Below are 20,407 nucleotides of genomic sequence, written 5' to 3' on the forward strand. Positions count from 1 at the left end.
AATTTCCCTTATTTCATTGGGCGCCTCGGGTCGAGCCGAATGGAACTCACAGCACTCGTTTTGACACAGATCAGAGAGAGCATGTTGCGCATGGCGCAATGCGTGTGTGTTAACGAAACCAAAGGCTTGAAGATGAACAAGAAACTCGCCGCATTGACTCTGTCCACTGCGCTTGTCGCACTTGCAGCGCCCGCGTTTGCGCAATCGAAAGGCGACTGGACGGCCAGTATCGGACTTGGATACCTCAACCCCAAATCCGACAACGGCACGGTCCTTGGCCAAAGCACAGATATCAGCTCTGACACCCGCCCGATCTTCACCGTCGAATACTTTATTCAGGACAATCTGGGGATCGAGTTGCTGGCCGCCACTCCGTTCAAGCATGACATCACGCTCGGCGGCAGCATTGACGCAGGCAGCGTCAAACAACTGCCGCCCACCCTGTCGTTGAACTATCACTTCCCCACCAACAGCGCTTGGAAACCGTACGTCGGCGCCGGCTTGAACTACACCACCTTCTTCGACGAAGAGCTCCCCGGCCTCAAGATCGACGACTCGTTCGGCGTGTCGCTGCAGGTTGGCCTGGACTATATGATCAACGATGACAACGGTGTTCGGCTGAACGTCCGCTGGTTCGATATCGACTCGGATGTCACGCTTAACGGACGCAACATCGGCAAAGCCGAAATCGATCCGTGGCTGATTGGCGTGTCCTACGTCCATCGCTTCTGATCCTTTCACCGAAACGCCCCGCAGTTCCCTCGGCTGCGGGGCGTTTCACGCTCAGAGCATTTCGTTCATCAATTCGCGCCCGATCAACATCCGGCGAATTTCACTGGTACCCGCACCGATCTCCATCAGCTTGGCGTCACGGAATATGCGGCTGACGGCAGCGTCCGACAGGAATCCGGCCCCACCCATCGCCTGCACGGCCTGATGCGCCTGTGTCATCGCCTGCTCCGAAGCGTACAGACAACAGGCCGCTGCATCCTGGCGGGTGACATCGCCCCGGTCACAGGCCTTGGCCACTTCGTAAATATAGGCCCGTGCAGAATTCATGGCCGTGTACATATCCGCGATCTTACCCTGCATCAGCTGGAAGGTTCCGATCGGCTTGCCGAATTGCTTGCGCTCGGCCAGATACGGCATGATCTCGTCCAAACAAGCCGCGATGATGCCGGTTCCGATCCCTGCAAGCACCACCCGCTCGTAATCCAGTCCGGACATCAGAACGGCAACACCCTTGCCCTCTTCGCCCAGCACATTCTCGAACGGCACCTCCACATCCTCAAAGATCAGCTCAGCCGTGTTCGACCCGCGCATACCCAACTTGTCGAAATGGGGAGAGGTCGAGAACCCCTTCATCTCTTTTTCGACCAAAAAGGCCGTGATGCCTTTCGAACCGGCCTCGGGGTCGGTCTTGGCATAGACCACCAGCGTATCGGCATCCGGGCCATTGGTGATCCAGTACTTGTTGCCATTCAGGCGGTAGTGATCATTGCGCTTTTCGGCGCGCAGCTTCATCGAAACCACATCCGACCCGGCCGAAGGTTCGGACATCGCCAACGCGCCCACATGTTCACCAGAAACGAGGCGCGGCAGATATTTCTGCTTCTGCTCTTCGTTGCCGTTCAACTTGATCTGGTTCACGCAGAGGTTGGAATGCGCACCGTATGAAAGCGAAACCGAAGCCGAGGCGCGCGCAATCTCTTCCACCGCAATGGTGTGGGCCAGATAGGACATCCCGGCACCGCCATATTCCTCGGGCACGGTTACGCCCAACAGCCCCAGCTCGCCCATTTCCTTCCAAAGCTCGTTGGGAAATTCGTTGCTGGCATCGATCTCGGCGGCCATCGGCTTGACCCTCTCCTGCGCCCAGCGGTGTACCATTTCACGCAGGGCGTTCACATCTTCACCCAGATCGAATTGCATTGTCGCAGTGAACATCCCCGCTCTCCTCCCGGAATTAATGAACATCTGTTCAAATAAATTGACACGGACAGCGCGGTGGGTCAAGCACAGTAATTGCACCCGGTCGCGACCAAGGAGTGCAAATGCACTGAACGCGCATCAATTCCTAATAATGAATTTGGCTAACCGACCAATGTCGCTCAATTTTAAGCCAGAGCCATCGAGTCACAGGGTTGTCGAAACTTTTGACAGCGAAACCGCTAACCGACCCGGATAGCGCGTTTCTGAAGGCAAGCGGGCAACAACGGCACCCAAGACAATCGCCAATTCAGCTCCGGCAACGGTGCCGTTACAGACACTGACACACGATTATGCGCATTCCGGTCCACTCCCGCCCAACAAGCGGCAATGCTGCTTCCCTTTCACCAACTACCATCCCGGCAGGCAAGCCGCAGAAAAACCTCGAAGAGTGGTGGCAACAAAAAAACACTCTGTGCGACATCACCATAACCTGCGGCAATGGCTCTCAGGATTGATAAACCGCACCCACTTCGGCACGAATGATGCGCGCGATCAGGCTGCAATCCTCCAGCGTAAAGGTCAGCGGAACACGCATGTCCATGATGCCGCCCAGAACGCGGTCACTTTCGGGCATCTGCTCGCTTTCTGCATAGCGCCAGCTGTCATAGCGTGACGTGAAGCCGGTGGGCTCTGCCCCGCCAAACCACTTGAGTTCGACCCCGCGCGCAGCACAACGGCGGATGACCTCTGAAATGCGCTCGGCAGCCCAGTCCAACAAAAGAAACTGAATGGAAGAGCCGACATAGGTTTCAGCCTCGGGCCTTTCCACAACCGTTAACCCGGGCGTACCGCGCAATCCGTTTTCGATCACTTGGTAGCGTTCGTTCCATCGCGCCACCTGCGCATCAAGGTCGCGTAGCTGAGGTCGCAGGATCGCAGCCCGCAAATTGTCCATTCGCCCCGAAATATTCGGAGTGTGGTATTTGATCCGATCAAAGACCTCTGCCGGGGGAGCAGCCAGATGGCGTTCATACAGCATATACGACCCGGACAGCATGATGGCTTTGGCCGCCAACTCTTCGTCATCCGTGACAAGCAGACCACCCTCACCCGAGTTCACGTGCTTGTAGGTCTGGCAAGAGTAACAGCCGATTGCCCCGCTTCGCCCGGACGGCACACCGTTCCAGGCGCCCCCCATGGTGTGGGCGCAATCTTCGATCACAGTGACGCCCGCCGCATCACAAATTTGCATCAGCCGATCCATGTCGCACAGATGTCCGCGCATATGGCTCAGCATCAGGACCTTGGCCTGCGCAAGCTTGGATCGCAGATCGTCAAGGTCAATGGTCAGGTTTTCTGTAACGCCGACAAACACCGGCTTCGCCCCGACCGAGGCGATGGCCCCCGGAACCGGCGCAAGCGTAAATGCGTTGGTCAGGACCGGATCACCCGGCTGCACGCCAACCGCGCGCAAGGCCGTTGCCAGCGCATAACCGCCTGAAGCCACAGCCAGACAGTACTTTGACCCAAGCTGCGCCGCGAATTCCTGCTCCAGCAACGCTGTCTCACCCAATTCGCCCGGCGCCACGTTGTAGCGGTGCAAACGGCCATGGCGAAGCACGGCCATCGCCGCGTCGATCGCGTCATCCGGGATAGGTTCCTGCTGGGTAAAACTGCCGGTGAATTTCTCTGTCATGGCCCTGTTGTGAAGCCGGGCGCAGGCCGGGTCAAGGCAACAATCGCCTGTCAGGCCGCTGCACCGATCAGGTCCGGCACCAATCCCGGCAAATCGTCAAAATGATCCAGCAATGCCTCTGGCTCCAACGCAGCCATATTGTCGCCCGAGGGACCAAATGTCACCAATACCGAGGGCACACCTGCAGCCCGTGCCGTAATCCGGTCGGTATCCGAATCCCCAATCAGCACACATCGCGCCGGATCACCGCCCGCACGCCGCGCCGCTTCGCGCAGCGGTTCGGGGTCAGGCTTGCGCACGGGCAGAGTGTCTGCGCCAACCAGCGATGCGAAACTGTCCCGCACCCCCATCTGTTTCAACAACTGATGCGCCAGTGCTTCGGGTTTGTTCGTACAGATACCCACGCCGTAACCTGCGGACTTCAGTTTTTCGACCGCGTCCATCGCACCCGGATAGAAGCTTGTGTGAATGTCGATGGCTTCGGAATATGCATCCAGCAACACGGGATAATAGGTGTGGACAGTCTCGATGTCATAGGCCCCCACGCGCTCAAGACCGTGGGTCAGCATCATGCGACCGCCGCGCAAAGCGATCCCCGCATCCTGCCCGTGCACAAGAACGTCACCATATCCCATCTGCCGAAAACAGTGGTTTGCTGCAGCCAGCAAATCCCCGGACGTGTCCGCCAATGTCCCATCCAGATCAAAGATGACCGTCCCCATGTTAGCTCCTTGCTCGGCGAGTTTTCGCCATACCGTGTTGCAAACGGCAATCTTGTTTGATCGCCGAACCGCTTGCGACTTTGCCCCCAGCGGATAAAACGGACAGCGACAAAACAAAAGAGAAATCATTTTCATGAGTACTGCCCTTGTCATTCTGGCCGCCGGAAAAGGCACAAGAATGAATTCGGAAATTCCAAAGGTTCTACACCCCATTGCCCATGCCCCCATGCTGGTGCATTCCATGCGGGCTGGTGCCGTTCTGTCGCCGGTGCGCACAGTTGTGGTAACCGGACACGGCGCTGATGCCGTCGGCAAGGCTGCGATGTCCGAGGACGAGACGGCACAGGTCGTTCGGCAAGAGGAACAGTTGGGCACCGCTCATGCGGTCGCACAAGCACGTACAGCGCTGGAAGGGTTTGAAGGCGACGTGGTCGTCCTGTACGGAGATACGCCATTCCTGCAACCCGAAACACTGGAACGCATGATTGCGGCGCGCTCTCGGAACGATCTGGTCATTCTCGGTTTCGAAGCGGCTGATCCCGCCCGATATGGGCGGCTTGTAATGCAGGGTGACACGCTGGAGCGGATCGTTGAATTCAAGGATGCGACGGACGAAGAACGCCGGATAACCTTTTGCAATTCCGGCCTTTTGGCTTGCGACGCAGCAACATTGTTTTCCCTGATCGATGCGGTTGGAAACGACAATGCCTCCGAAGAATACTACCTGACCGATGTTGTTGAGATTGCCCGCAGCCGCGGATTGAACGTCACGGCCGTCGCGTGCGACGAGGCCGAGACACTGGGCGTCAATTCCCGCGCCGATCTGGCGGCTGCTGATGCAGTGTTTCAATCCCGCGCGCGTACCGAACTGCTGGAGCTGGGCGTTACGCTGATGGCCCCAGAAACCGTATATCTGGCTGCAGACACCGTTATCGGAAGAGACACGGTTATCGAACCCAACGTGGTGTTCGGCCCCGGTGTCACTGTCGAAAGCGGTGCAACGATCCGGGCGTTCTCGCACCTTGAAGGATGTCACGTCAGCCGTGAGGCAATTGTCGGACCCTACGCCCGCCTGCGCCCCGGTGCAGAACTGGCCGAAGGTGCGCGTATCGGCAATTTTGTCGAGATCAAGAACGCAGAAATTGGCGAAGGCGCAAAGGTCAATCACCTCAGCTATATAGGTGATGCCTTGGTTGGTGCTGCAACAAATATCGGGGCGGGCACTATTACCTGCAACTATGACGGCGTCATGAAGCACCGCACAGAGATCGGGCAGAACGTGTTTATCGGCTCGAATACCATGCTGGTCGCCCCGGTTTCGCTGGGCGACGGTGCAATGACTGCAACCGGAACTGTGGTGACCAAGGATGTGGGGGCCGACGCTTTGGCTGTCGCGCGTCCACGGCAGGAAAACAAACCGGGCTATGCGCGTAAATTGTTTGATATGTTAAAGGCGAAAAAGGCTCGCCGCGATAAAGGGGCCTGAACGATGTGTGGAATTGTCGGAGTACTGGGGCAGCACGAAGCCGCGCCCATTCTTGTCGAAGCGCTGAAGCGGCTGGAATACCGCGGCTATGACAGCGCAGGTATCGCAACCGTGAATGACGGGGCACTGGGACGACGCAGGGCCGTAGGCAAGCTGGTCAACCTGAGCGACTTGCTTGTTCACGACCCGCTGCCCGGAAAATCCGGGATTGGGCACACCCGCTGGGCTACACACGGGGCGCCATCCGTCACAAACGCGCATCCCCATCGCGCCGGGCCGGTAGCCGTCGTGCATAACGGTATTGTCGAAAACTACCGTGAACTGCGCGCTGAGCTTGCTGAAAACGGGATCGGATTCGAGACCGAGACTGATACCGAAACCGTCGCATTGATGGCCGAGCATTACATGAATTCCGGCATGTCTGCGGTCGAGGCGGCCTTTGCCACAATCGACCGTCTGGAAGGCGCATTTGCACTGGCGTTTCTGTTCGATGCCGAGGACGATCTGATCGTTGCCGCCCGTAAGGGCTCACCGTTGGCAATCGGGCATGGGGATGGTGAAATGTTCGTGGGGTCGGACGCGATCGCGCTGGCACCTCTGACGGACAGGATCACCTATCTTGAGGAAGGCGACCGCGCCGTTCTGACCCGTACTTCGCTGGAAATCCGCAACGAAAAGGGTGAACTGGCCAATCGCGAGATGCGCAAGATCAAGCTGGATCAGTCGCGCACCGACAAAGGTGGCCACAAACACTTCATGGCCAAGGAGATCGCGGAGCAACCTGTTGTGGTCGCCCAGGCGATCCGGTCTTATCTGCCGACGGGAACCGACAGGGTTCAGTTTGCGGATGTGGATCTGGACTTCACCAAGCTGGACCGACTGACAATGGTGGCTTGCGGGACGGCGTTTTATGCCTGCCTCACCGCCAAATACTGGTTCGAACAACTTGCCGGGATGCCGGTCGAAGTCGATATTGCAAGCGAGTTCCGTTACCGCGAACCCCCGATCCCGGGCCGTACGCTTGCGCTGTTCGTCAGTCAATCCGGCGAAACCGCCGATACGCTGGCCGCGCTTCGCTATTGTGAGGGCAAGGCGGACAAGATCGTTTCCGTGGTCAATGTACCCGAAAGCTCTATCGCGCGGGAAAGCGATATCGCTTTGCCCATCCATGCCGGTGTCGAAATTGGTGTTGCCTCGACCAAGGCCTTCACCTGCCAGTTAAGCGTCCTGTTGATGCTGGCGCTCAAGGCCGCCGCAGATCGGGGCACATTGTCTGATGAGGGACTGGCAGATCACGCCGCCGCCCTGCGCGGCCTTCCATCCGCTCTAAATGCGGCGCTGGATCAAAACCGCGCGATCCGAAAGGCTTCACAACGTCTGAGCGAGGCGCGCGATGTGCTGTTCCTTGGGCGCGGGCTGATGTACCCGCTCGCACTGGAAGGGGCGCTGAAACTCAAGGAAATCAGCTATATCCATGCCGAAGGTTATGCCTCGGGCGAGTTGAAACACGGCCCCATCGCTCTGATCGACAAACACATGCCGGTCGTCGTCATGGCACCGCGTGATACAGTCTTTGACAAGACCGTGTCGAACATGCAGGAGGTGATGGCGCGCAAGGGCAAGGTCATCCTGGTTTCCGATGACGAAGGGATTGCGGATGCGGAAGACGGCGTATGGACAACCATCCGAATGCCGCATGTACACCCCAGCCTGACGCCGATCCTGTACGCGGTCCCTGCCCAATTGCTGGCCTATCATACCGCGGTTGCCAAAGGCACCGATGTCGATCAACCTCGTAATCTGGCAAAATCTGTTACGGTGGAATAGGAAATGGCCAAACAATTCCCTGCTCTAGAAGAGGCGCATACAAAGTTCATCTCGGAACAGCACCTCTTTTTTACTGGATCGGCTGGGTCTGACGGTCGGGTGAACATCTCTCCCAAGGGAATGGACAGCCTGCGGGTCATGGGGCCTAACCGAATTTTGTGGATGAACCTGACCGGCAGTGGGAATGAAACTGCCGGGCACTTGCTGGAAAATGACCGAATGACGCTGATGTGGTGTTCGTTCACCACTCGGCCGCTCATCCTGCGCGCATACGGTACAGCCCGGACCATACATGCCGATGGCGCCGACTGGCAGGAACTGTCAGGTCATTTCCCGAACCATCGCAGCGCCAGACAAATCTATGATGTAGCCATCGACGTGGTTCAGACATCTTGCGGCTATGCAGTGCCTTTCATGGACTTCCGGGAGGATCGGGACACGATGCAAAAATGGGTGGACGGCAAGTCCGACGAGGATATTCGCGCCTACTGGGCTGAAAAAAACCAGACGACAATCGATGGCAAGCCCACCGGCGTTCCCGTCTGAGGATTCAGAATGGCAAACGAATATCTCGATCAGATCAAAGCCCATTCCGATCCCGAAAAAGCGGCCCAGATGGAGGCTTATCACAAAGTCAGCCGCCCCTACCTTGGCGTGTCCAACCCGGTTCTCAACGATCTGAGCAAATCGTGGCGGCAATCGCTGGATGTTAGCCAACGGGTTGAGCTGGCAGATGCCCTGTGGAAAACGAATATTCACGAGGCGCGCGTTGCCGCGTCCAAGGTACTGACGCAGGCGCGCATCCGCCCTGATGAGGCTGTCTGGGACCTGCTGCAAAGCTGGCTACCGGATTTCGACGCCTGGGCGATTGCTGATCATGCCTGCATGGCAATGCAGAAACGTCTGACCGCCGATCCATCGCGTCTGGATCAGGTCGCAGACTGGACTGGTTCGGATCACATGTGGACAAGGCGTGCCGTGCTTGTCGCGACGCTGCCCTGGACCAAGCAAAACCATCCAAAACCTGCAGAGTTGAAACAACGCGCCCGCATTCTGGGCTGGGCTGCCACGTACGTTTCAGATCGCGACTGGTTTATCCAAAAGGCGGTGGCATGGTGGCTGCGGGAACTGTCCAAACACGATGCTGACCGGGTCGTGGCTTTTCTGGACCAGCACGGGGAAAGCATGAAACCCTTTGCCCGCAAGGAAGCGGGCAAATACCTCAGGGATCAGTTGGAATAAACTTCCAGTTCGACCAGTTCATCAAACGGTACCAGCAATGCGCGCATCGCCTCAACCGACAAGCGGCTTCCGCCGCCTTCCGGGCCCGGTGCGGGCACAAGCGTAACGTAGGCCTGCGCACCCGTTCTGGGCACGACTATCCTTCCATTGATCTCGTTTTGAACCAGCGGTGTTTCCAGCCAGCGCCCGGGCGTATTGGGATCACCCAATCCTGCAATTGTCTTTTTGGCCCCCTGCCATCCCGGAATGGCGGCCGCGACAGGCTGTTCCTCAACCTGATCCTCGACAACCTGCTCTTCGACAACGGGTTCCGGTTGCTTCTCGCCACCATCGAACAGACGGCTCGATGTTGAACGGATGGCGTCGCAACCGGCAAGGAAAACGCAAAAGATCAAAAGGGTATGTTTCATAACCGAACCCTATCGTTGCCCATGCGGGCTTGCCAGTCAAAATCGGCAGATCACCCTTGCCGCTGGCCCCCTGCCGCTTTACGTATTGGGAATGACTGCTCCGCTCATCGACCCGTTTGCCCGCGCTATCACCTATCTCCGCGTCTCCGTTACGGACCGCTGTGATTTCCGCTGCGTATATTGCATGTCCGAGAACATGACCTTTCTGCCCAAGAAAGAACTGCTGACGCTGGAAGAGCTGGATCGCATGTGCTCGACCTTTGTCCATCTGGGCGTGGAAAAACTGCGGATTACCGGTGGTGAGCCATTGGTGCGTCGTAACATCATGACGTTCTTCAACTCGATGACACGGCATCTGGAAAGCGGCGCGCTGAAGGAGTTGACGCTGACCACCAACGGATCACAACTGTCCCGGTTTTCGGACGATCTGTATGCCGCGGGTGTTCGCCGCGTAAATGTATCCCTCGACACGCTGGACGATGACAAGTTCAGTCAGATCACCAGATGGGGGCGTCTACCGCAGGTCATGCGCGGAATTGACGCTGCGCAGAAAGCCGGGCTGAGAATCAAGATTAATGCCGTGGCCCTCAAAGGTTTCAACGAAGAGGAACTGCCCCGGATCACCGAATGGTGCGCCGAACGCGACATGGACCTGACCTGGATCGAGGTCATGCCGATGGGCGATATCGGCAATGAGGACCGGCTTGATCAGTACTGGTCGCTCAAGGATGTGCGTGCCGAGTACGAAAACCACTATCAGGTAACCGATCTGGCCGAGCGAACCGGCGGTCCAGCACGCTATGTACGGCTGGAAGAAACCGGTCAAAAGATCGGCTTTATCACACCTCTCAGCCACAATTTTTGCGAAAGCTGCAACCGCGTGCGCCTGACCTGCACCGGTGAGTTGTTCATGTGCCTCGGGCAAGAGGATATGGCCGATCTGCGCGGTGCACTGCGCGATCACCCCGACACGGAAGAGCCGCTTGAGAACGCGATCCGCGCTGCCATCTCCCACAAACCCAAGGGCCACGATTTCGACTATTCCCGCCAGCGTATTGACGGTCAGATGACCCGCCACATGAGCCATACAGGCGGCTGATATGTCTGACCCGGGCGGCCACCCGACGCTGCTTTACAAATCGTACTGCGCGATAACCTCGTTGCTGGCCCCGATTGCCTGGAAAACCGTGCGCGGCAAACTGGAAACCGCGGGTGTTTCCAAAAACCGACAGCAGGAGCGTCTTGGCCATGCCAGCCTACCCCGGCCCGAGGGCCGGCTGATCTGGTTTCACGCTGCCAGCGTCGGCGAAAGCCTTTCGGTCCTGAGCCTCATTAAGCGAATGGGCCAGCGCCTGCCGGATGCAGAATTCCTGATCACATCCGGAACGCCTACCTCGGCTGAGCTCATTGCAAAGCGCCTGCCGCCACGAACCCGACATCAGTATCCGCCTTTGGATACCGCTGCCCCGGTTCGCCGGTTTCTCGACCATTGGCGCCCCGATGCCGGGATCTTTGTCGAAAGTGAAATCTGGCCGCGCCTCATTGTTGAAAGCGCTGGAAAAGGTGTCCCGTTGGCACTGCTGAATGCGCGTTTGTCCGAAAAATCAGTCGCCGGCTGGAAAAAGCGCCGCAAGACCGCTGGTTTCATCCTCAGCCGGTTCCATCTGTTCCTCACGCAGAACGACAAAACCGCCTCCAACCTGATCGAGATGGGGGCCGATTCAGCGCACGTTCAGCCCGGCACAAACCTCAAAGCCATGTCGGACCCGCTTCCGATCGACCAGGCAACCCTTGCTGACATCCGCACTCAGATTGGCGAACGACCGATCTGGATTGCCAGTTCGACACACGCGGGCGAAGAAGAAATCATCCTTGCCGCGCATTCCACTTTGCTCAAACGCTGGCCGGATCTGCTCCTTCTTCTCATTCCCCGCCACCCCGAACGGCGCAGCGACGTTGTCAGCCTTATCGAAACTGCCGGTCAATCCTTTGCACTGCGCACCGCCGGGCAACCCATCGAAGCGGGCACACAGGTGTATGTGGCCGATACCCTCGGTGAAACCGGCACATGGTATGCAGTTTGCCCTATCGTCTTCCTCGGCGGGTCCCTGAAGGAAATTGGCGGCCACAACCCCTTCGAACCAGCACAGGCAGGGGCGGCGATCCTAACCGGGCCCGGATATTTCAATTTCAGGGAAACCTTTGCTCCGTTAGTCGATAGCGGCGGCGCCAAAGAGGTGCGGACGTCCGAGGATCTGGCTGATGCAGTTGCCCACTGGCTAACTGATGACACAGCCCTTGCTACAGCACGCGCTGCGGCACAAGGTTGCGTTGCCGATCAAAGCTCAGCCTTGGACGTCGTAGTCGACACCCTCTGCACCCGCCTTGATCTCGCCTGACATTTGCCCCTTACAAAGGGGATCCAGATTCATCTGGCTAAAAATACTCCGGGGGAGTCGCGCAAAGCGCGACGGGGGCAGCGCCCCCGCCCCGTCAATCCTCAGGCCGCTGGCATCCGTTGTTCGACAATTTCTGCCCACCAGCTACACCCGGCCGGAATGGCTTCGTCGTTGAAGTTATACTCGGGATGGTGAACCATCGCAGTATCGCCGTTACCGACCAGAATGTACGCACCCGGCCTTTCCTCGAGCATAAAGGCAAAGTCCTCGCCCCCCATGACCAAAGGTGCGTCTTCGCAATCGCCGGACACCGAACGCGCAACCTGTGCCGCGAAATCGGTCTGCTCGTCGCTGTTCACCATGACCGGGTACCCACGGATGTAATTCACGTCTGCCGTACCGCCGAAAGTGGCCGCGATACCGTTGCAGATTTCATTGATACGCTGTTCGGCAAGATCACGCATGCCCTTGCTCATGGTCCGCACGGTCCCTTTGATCTGCACCTGCTGCGGGATCACGTTAAAGGCCTTGGACGAGGTTTCGAACGACGTCACAGACACAACAACCTGATCGATCGGGTCTGCGTTGCGCGATGCGATCGTCTGCAGGGCCAGTACGGCCTTTGCGGCAATAATGGTGGTATCTACAGTCTCATGCGGTTTGGCGGCATGACCGCCCCGCCCTTCGAACGTAATGTCGAACTGATCTGTCGCGGCAAAGAACGCCCCGGGGCGGATGGAGAAGCTGCCAACCGGTTTACCGGGCCAGTTGTGCATTCCGTAGACCTCCTGAATGTTCCAGCGCCCCATCATGCCGTCATCGCACATCTCTTTGCCGCCACCGCCGCCTTCTTCGGCAGGCTGAAAGATAACCACGACTGTTCCGTCAAAATTGCGGGTCTCGGACAGGTATTTGGCGGCACCAAGCAGCATCGCCGTATGCCCGTCGTGACCACAGGCATGCATCGCACCCGGAGTTTTCGACGCATAATCCAACCCGGTCGCCTCCAGAATCGGCAGCGCATCCATGTCGGCACGCAGCCCGATCACCTTGCCTTTGGTGTCAGATTTGCCCTTGATCACACCGACAACCCCGGTGCGGCCAATCCCCGTCACAACCTCGTCACAACCAAATTCGTTCAGCTTCTCGGCTACCAGAGCACTGGTCCGATGCGTATCAAACAGGATTTCCGGATTTTCGTGAATGTCACGGCGCCACGCGGTGATTTCGTCCTGCAATTCTGCAAATCGGTTCTTAACTGGCATTTCTTCTCTCTCTCCTGTTTCCACTCAAGCAGCCGGCATCCGGCGCTCGACCATTTCGGCAAACCATGAACACCCCATCGGGATGATCTCATCATTGAAATTGTATTCGGGATGGTGCAGCCCTGCGCTGTCGCCGTTGCCCAGAATGATGAAGGCGCCCGGACGCTCCTCCAGCATGAACGAGAAATCCTCGCCCCCCATCACCATCGGCGCCTCACCGCAACTGCCGCCCACGGCAAGCGCGGCTTCGGTAGCATAGCCCGTCTGCTCTTCGGCATTGATCGTGACAGGAACGCCTCGTGTGTAGATAACTTCAGCAGTTCCTCCGAATGTGTCCGCTATGCCTTGCACCACATCCTTCAAACGGTTTTCAATCAGATCGCGCATCTCGTTTGAATGGGTCCTGACCGTTCCGCGCAACCGCGCGGATTGCGGGATCACGTTGAATGCATTGGACGAGGTTTCAACCGACGTCACCGATAAAACACCCTGATGGATAGGATCGGCATTCCGCGAAACGATGGTTTGCAACGCGACAATCAGCTGCGAAAGCAAGACAGTCGTATCCACGGTTTCCTGCGGTTTGGCGGCATGACCGCCGCGACCTTCCAACTGAATGTCAAACTCGTCAGCGGCTGCAAGCAGCGGACCGGACCTGATCGCAAATTGCCCGGTCGGAACGCCGGGCACGTTGTGCATCGCATAGACTTCCTGAATCCCGAACCGGTCCATCAAGCCGTCTTTGACCATGGCTTCGGCACCGTTTCCGCCTTCTTCAGCAGGCTGAAAGATGACAATGGCAGTTCCATCGAAATTACGTGTCTCGGCCAGATATTTTGCGGCCCCCAACACCATCGCGGTATGCCCGTCATGTCCACACGCATGCATCGCATCCGGAGTTTTTGAGGCATAGTCCAGCCCCGTCTGCTCCTGCATCGGCAGCGCATCCATATCGGCGCGCAACCCGATGACGCGTCCTTGCGTATCCGCCTTGCCCTTGATGACCCCGACAACGCCGGTTCTTCCAATTCCGGTCACAACCTCATCGCAACCAAACTCCGCCAGCTTTTCGGCAACAAGGGCGCTGGTCCGGTGTGTGTCGTAGAGAATTTCGGGATGTTGGTGAATGTCACGCCGCCAGCCGGTGATTTCTTGGTGCATCTCTGCAAGACGGTTTTTGATCGGCATGTCATTCTCCCCTTTTTCACGCCACAGGCATTCGTCGTTCCACCAGTTCAGCAAACCAGCTGCAGCCGGCCGGAATGGCGTCATCGTCAAAATTGTACTCGGGGTGATGGCACATCGCCGTGTCCCCGTTCCCGATGAAGATGTATGCTCCGGGCCGTTCTTCAAGCATGTAGGCAAAATCTTCTGACGGCATGATGGGGTCGGTGTTGTCATTCACCTTTCCCGAAATAGCCTCGGCGGCTTCGGCGGCATACCCGGTTTCAACCTCGGAATTCACAGTCGCCGGATAGCCGGGTGTCCAGATCATCTCGGCGCTCGCGCCGAAAGCCGACGCCGTGTCCTCGGCAATGCGCCGCACCCGCTCCTGGGCGATGCTGCGGTATTCGGGGTCCAGCGTCCGGACAGTACCTTGCAACCGGACCGTATGGGCGATGACATTCGACGCGACGCTGTCTGTCACAAATGTTCCCACGGTCAGAACGACGCGTTTGACCGGATCGACCGTACGCGCAACAACCGACTGAAGTGCCACAACAATGTGCGAAGCAACCAACGTTGTATCCACCGCATCATGCGGGGCAGCAGCGTGGCCACCCTTGCCCGTTACCACGATCTCGAACTCATCGGATGAAGCGAGCAATGCACCGGGCCGAATGGCAAATTCTCCAACCGGCAATCCCGGCATGTTGTGCATGCCATAGACTTCCTGAATGCCCCAGCGCTCCATCAGGCCGTCCTGACACATGGCCAGCCCGCCTGCTCCGCCTTCCTCGGCCGGTTGGAAAATCAGAACAACAGTGCCGTCAAAGTTGCGGGTTTCCGAAAGATACTGGGCGGCACCTAGCAACATCGAGGTGTGCCCGTCATGTCCGCAGGCGTGCATCTTGCCAGAAACGGTCGATGCATAATCCAACCCCGTGGCCTCTTCGATTGGCAACGCATCCATATCCGCGCGCAATCCAATCACGCGCCCGGTTGTGTCGGTTTTCCCCCGGATAACCGCAACAACCCCGGTTTTTCCGACGCCGGGAGTAATTTCATCGACGCCAAACTCTTTCAGGCGCTCGACAACGAAGGCTGCTGTTTCGTGCACATCGTACATCAGTTCAGGATGTGCGTGCAGATGCCGACGCCATTTGGTGATCTCACCATGCATTTCGGCCAGTCTGTTCTTGATCGGCATATCCAACTCTCCCCTTTTTGGACCACCTGCGGAATTAGTGTCTTCGTCGCAAAGCCTTACGCGTCATTGCTCAACCAGCCTTTCCAGAAGGCCTTCCATGAATTTTTGTCCGGCGTTGAACTGCGCAACGGTTATGAACTCGTTTGGCTGATGCGCCTGCGCGATATCCCCGGGACCGCAAATCACGGCGGAATATCCCGCTTCCTGAAACTGTCCGGCCTCGGTACCGTAGCTCACGACATGCGAGGCATTGTCTCCGGTCAGGGACCGCACCAGCGCTTCGGCCTCGCCATCCTTTTCGGGAACCAGACCGGGGATCGAGAAGTTTTCAGACAACTCGATGCGGGCATCAGGGTGAGTCGCCTGCATCCTGGCCTCAATGCTTTTCACCTGCTCAAAATACTCATTGCGCCACTGGTCGGCCTCTTCTCCAGGAACGACCCTGAAATCCATCATGAAATGGCAATCTTTGGCAGTAATGTTATGCGCCGTGCCACCCTGAATCATTCCCACATGACAGGTTGTCCAGGGCGGATCGAACATCGCCGCGATTTCCGATGGTGTTGCCGCCATATTCTCGGCATTGCGCCGATTGGCCCATTCGATCAGGGGCGAGGCGGACATGATCGCGTTGACGCCGGTATGCATGATCGAACTGTGAACCTCGAACCCGACAACATGGGTGTCATAGCCAAAGCCACCCTTGTGCCCTGTCACCGCCTGCATCATCGACGGCTCGCCGACAATCACCGCCGATCCTTTGGGCAGAACGTCCTGCATCGCCCGGATCATCGGCGGGGCACCCGTACATCCGATCTCTTCATCAAAGCTCAGCGCCAGCTGAAGTGGACGCTTGACGCCTTTGTACTGCGCCTCGACCAGCGCCCAGATGGCCAGCGCATCAAAGCCTTTCATGTCGCAGGTGCCGCGCCCAAAATACTTGCCATCGCGCTCAGTCACAGTGAAGGGGTCGGTATCCCACGGCTGCCCGTCCACTGGAACAACATCCGTGTGCCCGGACAGGACAACTGCGCCCTCTTCCACAGGGCCGACATGAGCGAACAGCGCCGCCTTGTGCGGCTGCTGCGGGTCCGGCCAACGATGCGGCGTGATCCCGTGGCTTTCAAGATATTCTTCGACCCAGTCAACCAGCGGCAGGTTGGTGTCGCGGCTCACCGTTGGAAAGGAGATCAGCTTGGTCATGATCTCCAAAGGCGTCAGACGCACAGGCATTGGTTCAATATCCGCTATCGGTCGTCAGGATGAAGTGGCCCGGTTCGACTTCACGGTATTCAGACGGCTCCGGCTTGTATCCAATTGGATGAATGGGCGACGGGATGGGCTTGAAGTTCAAGTCTTTTTCGGACTTGCGCTTGTTCGGATCAGCGATCGGAACCGCCTTCATCAGTGCCTGGGTATAGGCGTGCTGAGGGTTCTCAAAAACGCGCGCCCGGGGCCCAAGCTCAACGATTCTGCCCAGATACATGACGCCAACATGGTGGCTGACTCGCTCGACCACAGCCATGTCGTGCGAGATGAACAGATAGCTGAGGCCAAGTTCGGATTGCAGTTCCATCATCAGATTCAGAACCTGCGCCTGCACCGACACGTCCAGCGCCGAGACGGCTTCGTCCGCGATGATCAGTTTCGGGTTCAGCGCAAGAGCCCTTGCAATGGCGATACGCTGCCGTTGTCCACCCGACATTTCGTGCGGGAAGCGGCGCATGAAACTGCGCGGCAGATGCACTCGGTCAAACAGGTTGGCTACCCGATCCTGCAACTCCGACCCCGACGCCACGCCGTAATTGCGCATCGGTTCAGCGACCTGATCCACCAGCTGCATCTGAGGATTGAGCGAGGCAAAGGGATCCTGAAAGATCATCTGCATGTCCAGGCGCGCCTTGCGCAATCCCTTTTGGTCCAGCTTCATGATATCGACGCCGTCCAGATCGACCTCACCCGCCAACGGCTCGACAAGGCGCAGAATCGAACGGCCTGCCGTCGACTTGCCACAACCGGATTCGCCCACAAGGCTCAGCGTCTGGCCCTTGTTCAGGGTGAACGATACATCTTCGGTCGCGTGAACATTTGATATGGTACGGCGCAGCAAACCGCCTTTGACCGGAAAGCGTGTCGTCAGGTTTTTGACGGTCAGCAAGGGGTCTTCGGTTCCGGGAATGGGCGCGATGTTCTGCCCTTCCACACCTAGAAGCTTCATCGGCTCAGGCGCCGATTTTCCACGCATCTCGCCCAGTTTCGGCACAGCAGCTAGCAAAGCCTTGGTATAATCGTGCTTCGGGTTTTCGAAAATTTCGGAAACGGTACCCTCTTCGACCTTGTTGCCCCGGAACATGACGACCACACGGTCCGCCATCTGTGCCACCACAGCCATGTCGTGGGTGATGAACATGACCGCAGTGCCGGTTTCCCGCTTGAGCCGATCCATCAATGCCAGAATCTCTGCCTGAATCGTCACATCCAAGGCCGTCGTTGGTTCATCCGCGATCAGCAGACGTGGCTCACATGCCATGGCCATCGCGATCACGACACGCTGACGCATGCCACCGGACAATTCGTGCGGGTACTGTTTCAACCGCCGCTCCGGCTCGGGGATACGAACCTGCCGCAACAGTTCCAACGCGCGCTCCTCGGCAGCCGCCTTGGACAAATCCTTGTGGATACGCAGCCCTTCGGTCAACTGGCGGCCGACGGTAAAGACCGGGTTCAGAGCCGTCATCGGCTCCTGAAAGATCATTCCGATCTCGTTGCCGCGAATCTGTTTCATCAGATCCTGATCGGCCCCGGAAAGGTCCAGTTCCTCGCCGTCGCGCCGGTCAAACAGCAGTTGGCCACCGGCAATTTCACCGCCGCCAAACTCGACAAGGCGCATCAAAGACAGCGACGACACCGATTTTCCGGACCCGGATTCGCCAACGATACAGACGGTTTCGCCGGGATTTACCTCAAAAGAAACATCCTCGACCCCAACCACGGGTCCGTCCTTGGTTTGGAATTCGACCCGCAGTTTCCTGATCTGTGCAATAGGCTGGTCCAGCACGCGCGCGCTCCCCTTGGCGGCTTGTTGTTCTTGAGGGCCAAACGCTAAGGCGGCAAGGCGGGGAAAGTCAAACGCATTGCTGATTTTCCCCACGGCAAGACTTGCAATTTTCGGAAACTCTGTTTCGATACGCCTCGTAACCGTTCCTGGGGAGAGAACGTATTTCGCGAAACGTAAGATGCGATTTGGTGAAAAATCAGATTCTTACCCCAAAACGGCAACGCCTAATCCGCAGGCAGAGCGGAGAAACGAGAGACACACACGTGTCCAACAAGGAGTGTAGAATGAAAGTCAAAGCTCTTTTGCTTGGCGCCATCGCCAGCACGGCCATGGCCCCGATGGCCTTTGCCGAGCGTGGCTCGGATGGCAATGTCAGCATCATTTATTGGCAAGCGCCATCGATCCTGAACCCGTTCCTTTCGGGCGGCACCAAGGACGTTGAATCGGCCTCGCTGGTGATCGAACCTCTGGCGCGCTACGACCAGGACGGCAACATGGTGCCCTATCTGGCAGCCGAAATCCCGACCGTCGAAAACGGTGGCGTCAGCGAAGATCTGACTTCGATCACGTGGAAGATCGCGCCCGGAATCACCTGGTCTGACGGTTCGCCCTTCACATCCGCGGACGTGAAGTTCACGGCTGACTACTGCATGCACCCCGAAGGTGGCTGTGCGCAGGTCACCAAGTTCGAAGGCGTAACCTCGGTCGAGGCAGTGGATGATCTGACCGTCAAAGTCACGTTCGATGCGCCGACCCCGTTCCCGTACGGTCCGTTTGTCGGTGGCGAAAGCCCGATCATTCAGGCAGCACAGTTCGCCGACTGCATGGGCGCGAAAGCCCCGGAATGCACCGAGCAGAACTTCAATCCGATCGGCACCGGCCCGTTTGTTGTCACCGAGTTCAAGCCGAACGACGTGATCACCATGAAGGCCAACGACAACTATCGCGATCCGGCGAAACCCGCCTTTGCGACGCTGACCTTCAAAGGTGGCGGCGATGCAACCGCAGCTGGTCGTGCTGTCATGGAAACGGGCGAGTTCGACTATGCCTGGAACCTGCAGCTGGCACCCGAAGTGATCCAGCAGATGCAGGAAGGTGGCAAAGGTACTCCGGTCGCAGGCTTTGGCCCGCTGGTCGAGCGTATCATGCTGAACCAGACCAACCCGTCGCCCGACCTGCCGGAAGGCGAGCGTTCGACGGCCAAGCATCCGCACCCGTTCCTGCAGGACCCGGCGGTCTACAAAGCCATGTCGCTGGCCATCGACCGTCCGCTGCTGGTGGAAATCGGCTATGGTCAGGCCGGTCAGGTCACCTGTAACTGGGTTCCGGCCCCTGCTGCAGTGAATTCAGACACGTTCACCTGCGACAAGCAGGACATCGAAGGTGCGAAGAAACTGCTGGATGACGCAGGTATCGTCGACACCAACGGCGACGGCGTGCGCGAAAAAGATGGTGTACCGCTGAAGATCGTCTATCAGACCTCGACCAACGCCGTCCGTCAGGACTTCCAGGCGCTGATCAAGGAATGGTGGAGCCAGATCGGCATTGAAACCGAACTGCGCAACATCAACGCATCGGTCTTCTTCGGCGGTGACCCGGGCTCGCCCGACACCTTCCAGAAGTTCTATGCGGACGTTGAAATGTACGCCAACACCTTCAACGGCACCGACCCGCAGTCCTATCTGGGCAACGGCCTGTGCGACAAGGCACCCAAGCCGGAATCGCAGTGGCAGGGTGAAAACATCAGCCGCTTCTGCAACGAAGAGTTCGACAAGCTGCATGGCCAGCTGGCCGAAACCGCCGGTGCAGAGGAACGCGCGAAAATCGCCCGTCGTCTGAACGACATCATGGTCGAAAACGGCGGCATGATTCCGCTGGTGCACCGTGGCCGTCTGTCGGCACACTCGAACACGCTGGGTGGCGTGGTCCTGAACGTGTGGGACAGCGAGCTGTGGAACGCAGCCGACTGGCACCGCAAAACCGGTTCCTGATCGGTTAT

The 20,407-nt window shown here is 58.0% G+C and carries 17 protein-coding genes; 8 read left to right on the forward strand and 9 right to left on the reverse strand.

The genetic code is table 11. The features are described from left to right. The first annotated feature begins 132 nt into the window (after positions 1 to 132). Positions 133 to 732: an OmpW/AlkL family protein gene (locus ACR0D6_RS02070; RefSeq protein WP_480764722.1), complete on the forward strand. Its 600-nt coding sequence runs from the start codon at positions 133 to 135 to the stop codon at positions 730 to 732. 51 nt (positions 733 to 783) lie between these two features. On the opposite strand, the gene ACR0D6_RS02075 is transcribed toward ACR0D6_RS02070, so the two are convergent. The 3 genes from ACR0D6_RS02075 to ACR0D6_RS02085 all read right to left on the reverse strand — a co-directional run bounded on the left by ACR0D6_RS02075 (position 784) and on the right by ACR0D6_RS02085 (position 4,350). After that, on the reverse strand, positions 784 to 1,947 hold the full coding sequence (locus tag ACR0D6_RS02075; protein ID WP_170650693.1) for an isovaleryl-CoA dehydrogenase: 1,164 nt from the start codon (positions 1,945 to 1,947) through the stop codon (positions 784 to 786). Between the two features lie 490 nt (positions 1,948 to 2,437). Next, complete coding sequence (locus tag ACR0D6_RS02080; protein WP_480764287.1) at positions 2,438 to 3,628, reverse strand: DegT/DnrJ/EryC1/StrS family aminotransferase; 1,191 nt, start codon at positions 3,626 to 3,628, stop codon at positions 2,438 to 2,440. 50 nt (positions 3,629 to 3,678) lie between these two features. Beyond that, on the reverse strand, positions 3,679 to 4,350 hold the full coding sequence (locus tag ACR0D6_RS02085; RefSeq protein ID WP_480764288.1) for an HAD-IA family hydrolase: 672 nt from the start codon (positions 4,348 to 4,350) through the stop codon (positions 3,679 to 3,681). A gap of 133 nt (positions 4,351 to 4,483) precedes the next feature. On the opposite strand from ACR0D6_RS02085, the gene glmU reads away from it, so the two are divergent. The 4 genes from glmU to ACR0D6_RS02105 are packed head-to-tail and all read left to right on the forward strand — an operon-like array spanning position 4,484 to position 8,905. Beyond that, positions 4,484 to 5,836 carry a bifunctional UDP-N-acetylglucosamine diphosphorylase/glucosamine-1-phosphate N-acetyltransferase GlmU gene (gene glmU / locus ACR0D6_RS02090; protein WP_480764289.1) on the forward strand — a complete coding sequence of 451 codons (1,353 nt, stop codon included), beginning with the start codon at positions 4,484 to 4,486 and terminating at the stop codon, positions 5,834 to 5,836. Between the two features lie 3 nt (positions 5,837 to 5,839). Then, on the forward strand, positions 5,840 to 7,663 hold the full coding sequence (gene glmS, locus ACR0D6_RS02095; RefSeq protein WP_480764290.1) for a glutamine--fructose-6-phosphate transaminase (isomerizing): 1,824 nt from the start codon (positions 5,840 to 5,842) through the stop codon (positions 7,661 to 7,663). A 3-nt stretch (positions 7,664 to 7,666) separates the two neighbouring features. Beyond that, positions 7,667 to 8,209 carry a pyridoxamine 5'-phosphate oxidase family protein gene (locus tag ACR0D6_RS02100; protein ID WP_480764291.1) on the forward strand — a complete coding sequence of 181 codons (543 nt, stop codon included), beginning with the start codon at positions 7,667 to 7,669 and terminating at the stop codon, positions 8,207 to 8,209. A 9-nt stretch (positions 8,210 to 8,218) separates the two neighbouring features. After that, positions 8,219 to 8,905: a DNA alkylation repair protein gene (locus ACR0D6_RS02105; protein WP_480764292.1), complete on the forward strand. Its 687-nt coding sequence runs from the start codon at positions 8,219 to 8,221 to the stop codon at positions 8,903 to 8,905. Here the strand turns inward: ACR0D6_RS02105 and ACR0D6_RS02110 are convergent. Further along, positions 8,893 to 9,315, reverse strand: a complete 423-nt coding sequence (locus tag ACR0D6_RS02110) for a hypothetical protein (RefSeq protein ID WP_480764293.1) — start codon at positions 9,313 to 9,315, stop codon at positions 8,893 to 8,895. The genes ACR0D6_RS02105 and ACR0D6_RS02110 overlap by 13 nt on opposite strands. A 91-nt stretch (positions 9,316 to 9,406) precedes the next feature. On the opposite strand from ACR0D6_RS02110, the gene moaA reads away from it, so the two are divergent. Together moaA and ACR0D6_RS02120 are read left to right on the forward strand one after the other, a co-directional pair. Beyond that, complete coding sequence (gene moaA, locus ACR0D6_RS02115) at positions 9,407 to 10,414, forward strand: GTP 3',8-cyclase MoaA (protein WP_480448911.1); 1,008 nt, start codon at positions 9,407 to 9,409, stop codon at positions 10,412 to 10,414. 1 nt (position 10,415) lies between these two features. Beyond that, on the forward strand, positions 10,416 to 11,714 hold the full coding sequence (locus tag ACR0D6_RS02120) for a 3-deoxy-D-manno-octulosonic acid transferase (RefSeq protein WP_480764294.1): 1,299 nt from the start codon (positions 10,416 to 10,418) through the stop codon (positions 11,712 to 11,714). 101 nt (positions 11,715 to 11,815) lie between these two features. Here ACR0D6_RS02120 and ACR0D6_RS02125 read toward each other — a convergent pair whose 3' ends face one another. The 5 genes from ACR0D6_RS02125 to ACR0D6_RS02145 all read right to left on the reverse strand — a co-directional run bounded on the left by ACR0D6_RS02125 (position 11,816) and on the right by ACR0D6_RS02145 (position 18,408). Beyond that, entirely contained in the window at positions 11,816 to 12,979 is a 1,164-nt protein-coding gene (locus ACR0D6_RS02125; RefSeq protein ID WP_480764295.1) for a M20 aminoacylase family protein, read from the reverse strand. 24 nt (positions 12,980 to 13,003) lie between these two features. Continuing rightward, positions 13,004 to 14,167: a M20 aminoacylase family protein gene (locus ACR0D6_RS02130; RefSeq protein ID WP_480764296.1), complete on the reverse strand. Its 1,164-nt coding sequence runs from the start codon at positions 14,165 to 14,167 to the stop codon at positions 13,004 to 13,006. Between the two features lie 16 nt (positions 14,168 to 14,183). After that, a complete protein-coding gene (locus tag ACR0D6_RS02135; protein WP_170650705.1) occupies positions 14,184 to 15,350 on the reverse strand; it encodes a M20 aminoacylase family protein in 1,167 nt (388 codons plus the stop codon). A 63-nt stretch (positions 15,351 to 15,413) separates the two neighbouring features. Further along, positions 15,414 to 16,583: an acetylornithine deacetylase gene (gene argE, locus ACR0D6_RS02140; protein ID WP_480764297.1), complete on the reverse strand. Its 1,170-nt coding sequence runs from the start codon at positions 16,581 to 16,583 to the stop codon at positions 15,414 to 15,416. Positions 16,584 to 16,587: 4 nt separating this feature from the next. Further along, positions 16,588 to 18,408, reverse strand: coding sequence for an ABC transporter ATP-binding protein (locus tag ACR0D6_RS02145; protein ID WP_170650707.1), 1,821 nt, complete (start codon positions 18,406 to 18,408; stop codon positions 16,588 to 16,590). 284 nt (positions 18,409 to 18,692) lie between these two features. Here ACR0D6_RS02145 and ACR0D6_RS02150 point away from each other — a divergent pair, with 284 nt between their 5' ends. Then, on the forward strand, positions 18,693 to 20,399 hold the full coding sequence (locus ACR0D6_RS02150; protein WP_170650708.1) for a peptide ABC transporter substrate-binding protein: 1,707 nt from the start codon (positions 18,693 to 18,695) through the stop codon (positions 20,397 to 20,399). Positions 20,400 to 20,407 lie beyond the last annotated feature (8 nt).

The sequence above is a fragment of the Ruegeria sp. BJ6 genome (assembly GCF_056537885.1).

Bases quoted from the DNA above. Each gene is read 5' to 3' on its own strand.
- ACR0D6_RS02070 (WP_480764722.1), top strand. From the start codon at position 133: ATGAACAAGAAACTCGCCGCATTGACTCTGTCCACTGCGCTTGTCGCA.
- ACR0D6_RS02075 (WP_170650693.1), bottom strand. From the start codon at position 1,947: ATGTTCACTGCGACAATGCAATTCGATCTGGGTGAAGATGTGAACGCC.
- ACR0D6_RS02080 (WP_480764287.1), bottom strand. From the start codon at position 3,628: ATGACAGAGAAATTCACCGGCAGTTTTACCCAGCAGGAACCTATCCCG.
- ACR0D6_RS02085 (WP_480764288.1), bottom strand. From the start codon at position 4,350: ATGGGGACGGTCATCTTTGATCTGGATGGGACATTGGCGGACACGTCC.
- glmU (WP_480764289.1), top strand. From the start codon at position 4,484: ATGAGTACTGCCCTTGTCATTCTGGCCGCCGGAAAAGGCACAAGAATG.
- glmS (WP_480764290.1), top strand. From the start codon at position 5,840: ATGTGTGGAATTGTCGGAGTACTGGGGCAGCACGAAGCCGCGCCCATT.
- ACR0D6_RS02100 (WP_480764291.1), top strand. From the start codon at position 7,667: ATGGCCAAACAATTCCCTGCTCTAGAAGAGGCGCATACAAAGTTCATC.
- ACR0D6_RS02105 (WP_480764292.1), top strand. From the start codon at position 8,219: ATGGCAAACGAATATCTCGATCAGATCAAAGCCCATTCCGATCCCGAA.
- ACR0D6_RS02110 (WP_480764293.1), bottom strand. From the start codon at position 9,315: ATGAAACATACCCTTTTGATCTTTTGCGTTTTCCTTGCCGGTTGCGAC.
- moaA (WP_480448911.1), top strand. From the start codon at position 9,407: ATGACTGCTCCGCTCATCGACCCGTTTGCCCGCGCTATCACCTATCTC.
- ACR0D6_RS02120 (WP_480764294.1), top strand. From the start codon at position 10,416: ATGTCTGACCCGGGCGGCCACCCGACGCTGCTTTACAAATCGTACTGC.
- ACR0D6_RS02125 (WP_480764295.1), bottom strand. From the start codon at position 12,979: ATGCCAGTTAAGAACCGATTTGCAGAATTGCAGGACGAAATCACCGCG.
- ACR0D6_RS02130 (WP_480764296.1), bottom strand. From the start codon at position 14,167: ATGCCGATCAAAAACCGTCTTGCAGAGATGCACCAAGAAATCACCGGC.
- ACR0D6_RS02135 (WP_170650705.1), bottom strand. From the start codon at position 15,350: ATGCCGATCAAGAACAGACTGGCCGAAATGCATGGTGAGATCACCAAA.
- argE (WP_480764297.1), bottom strand. From the start codon at position 16,583: ATGCCTGTGCGTCTGACGCCTTTGGAGATCATGACCAAGCTGATCTCC.
- ACR0D6_RS02150 (WP_170650708.1), top strand. From the start codon at position 18,693: ATGAAAGTCAAAGCTCTTTTGCTTGGCGCCATCGCCAGCACGGCCATG.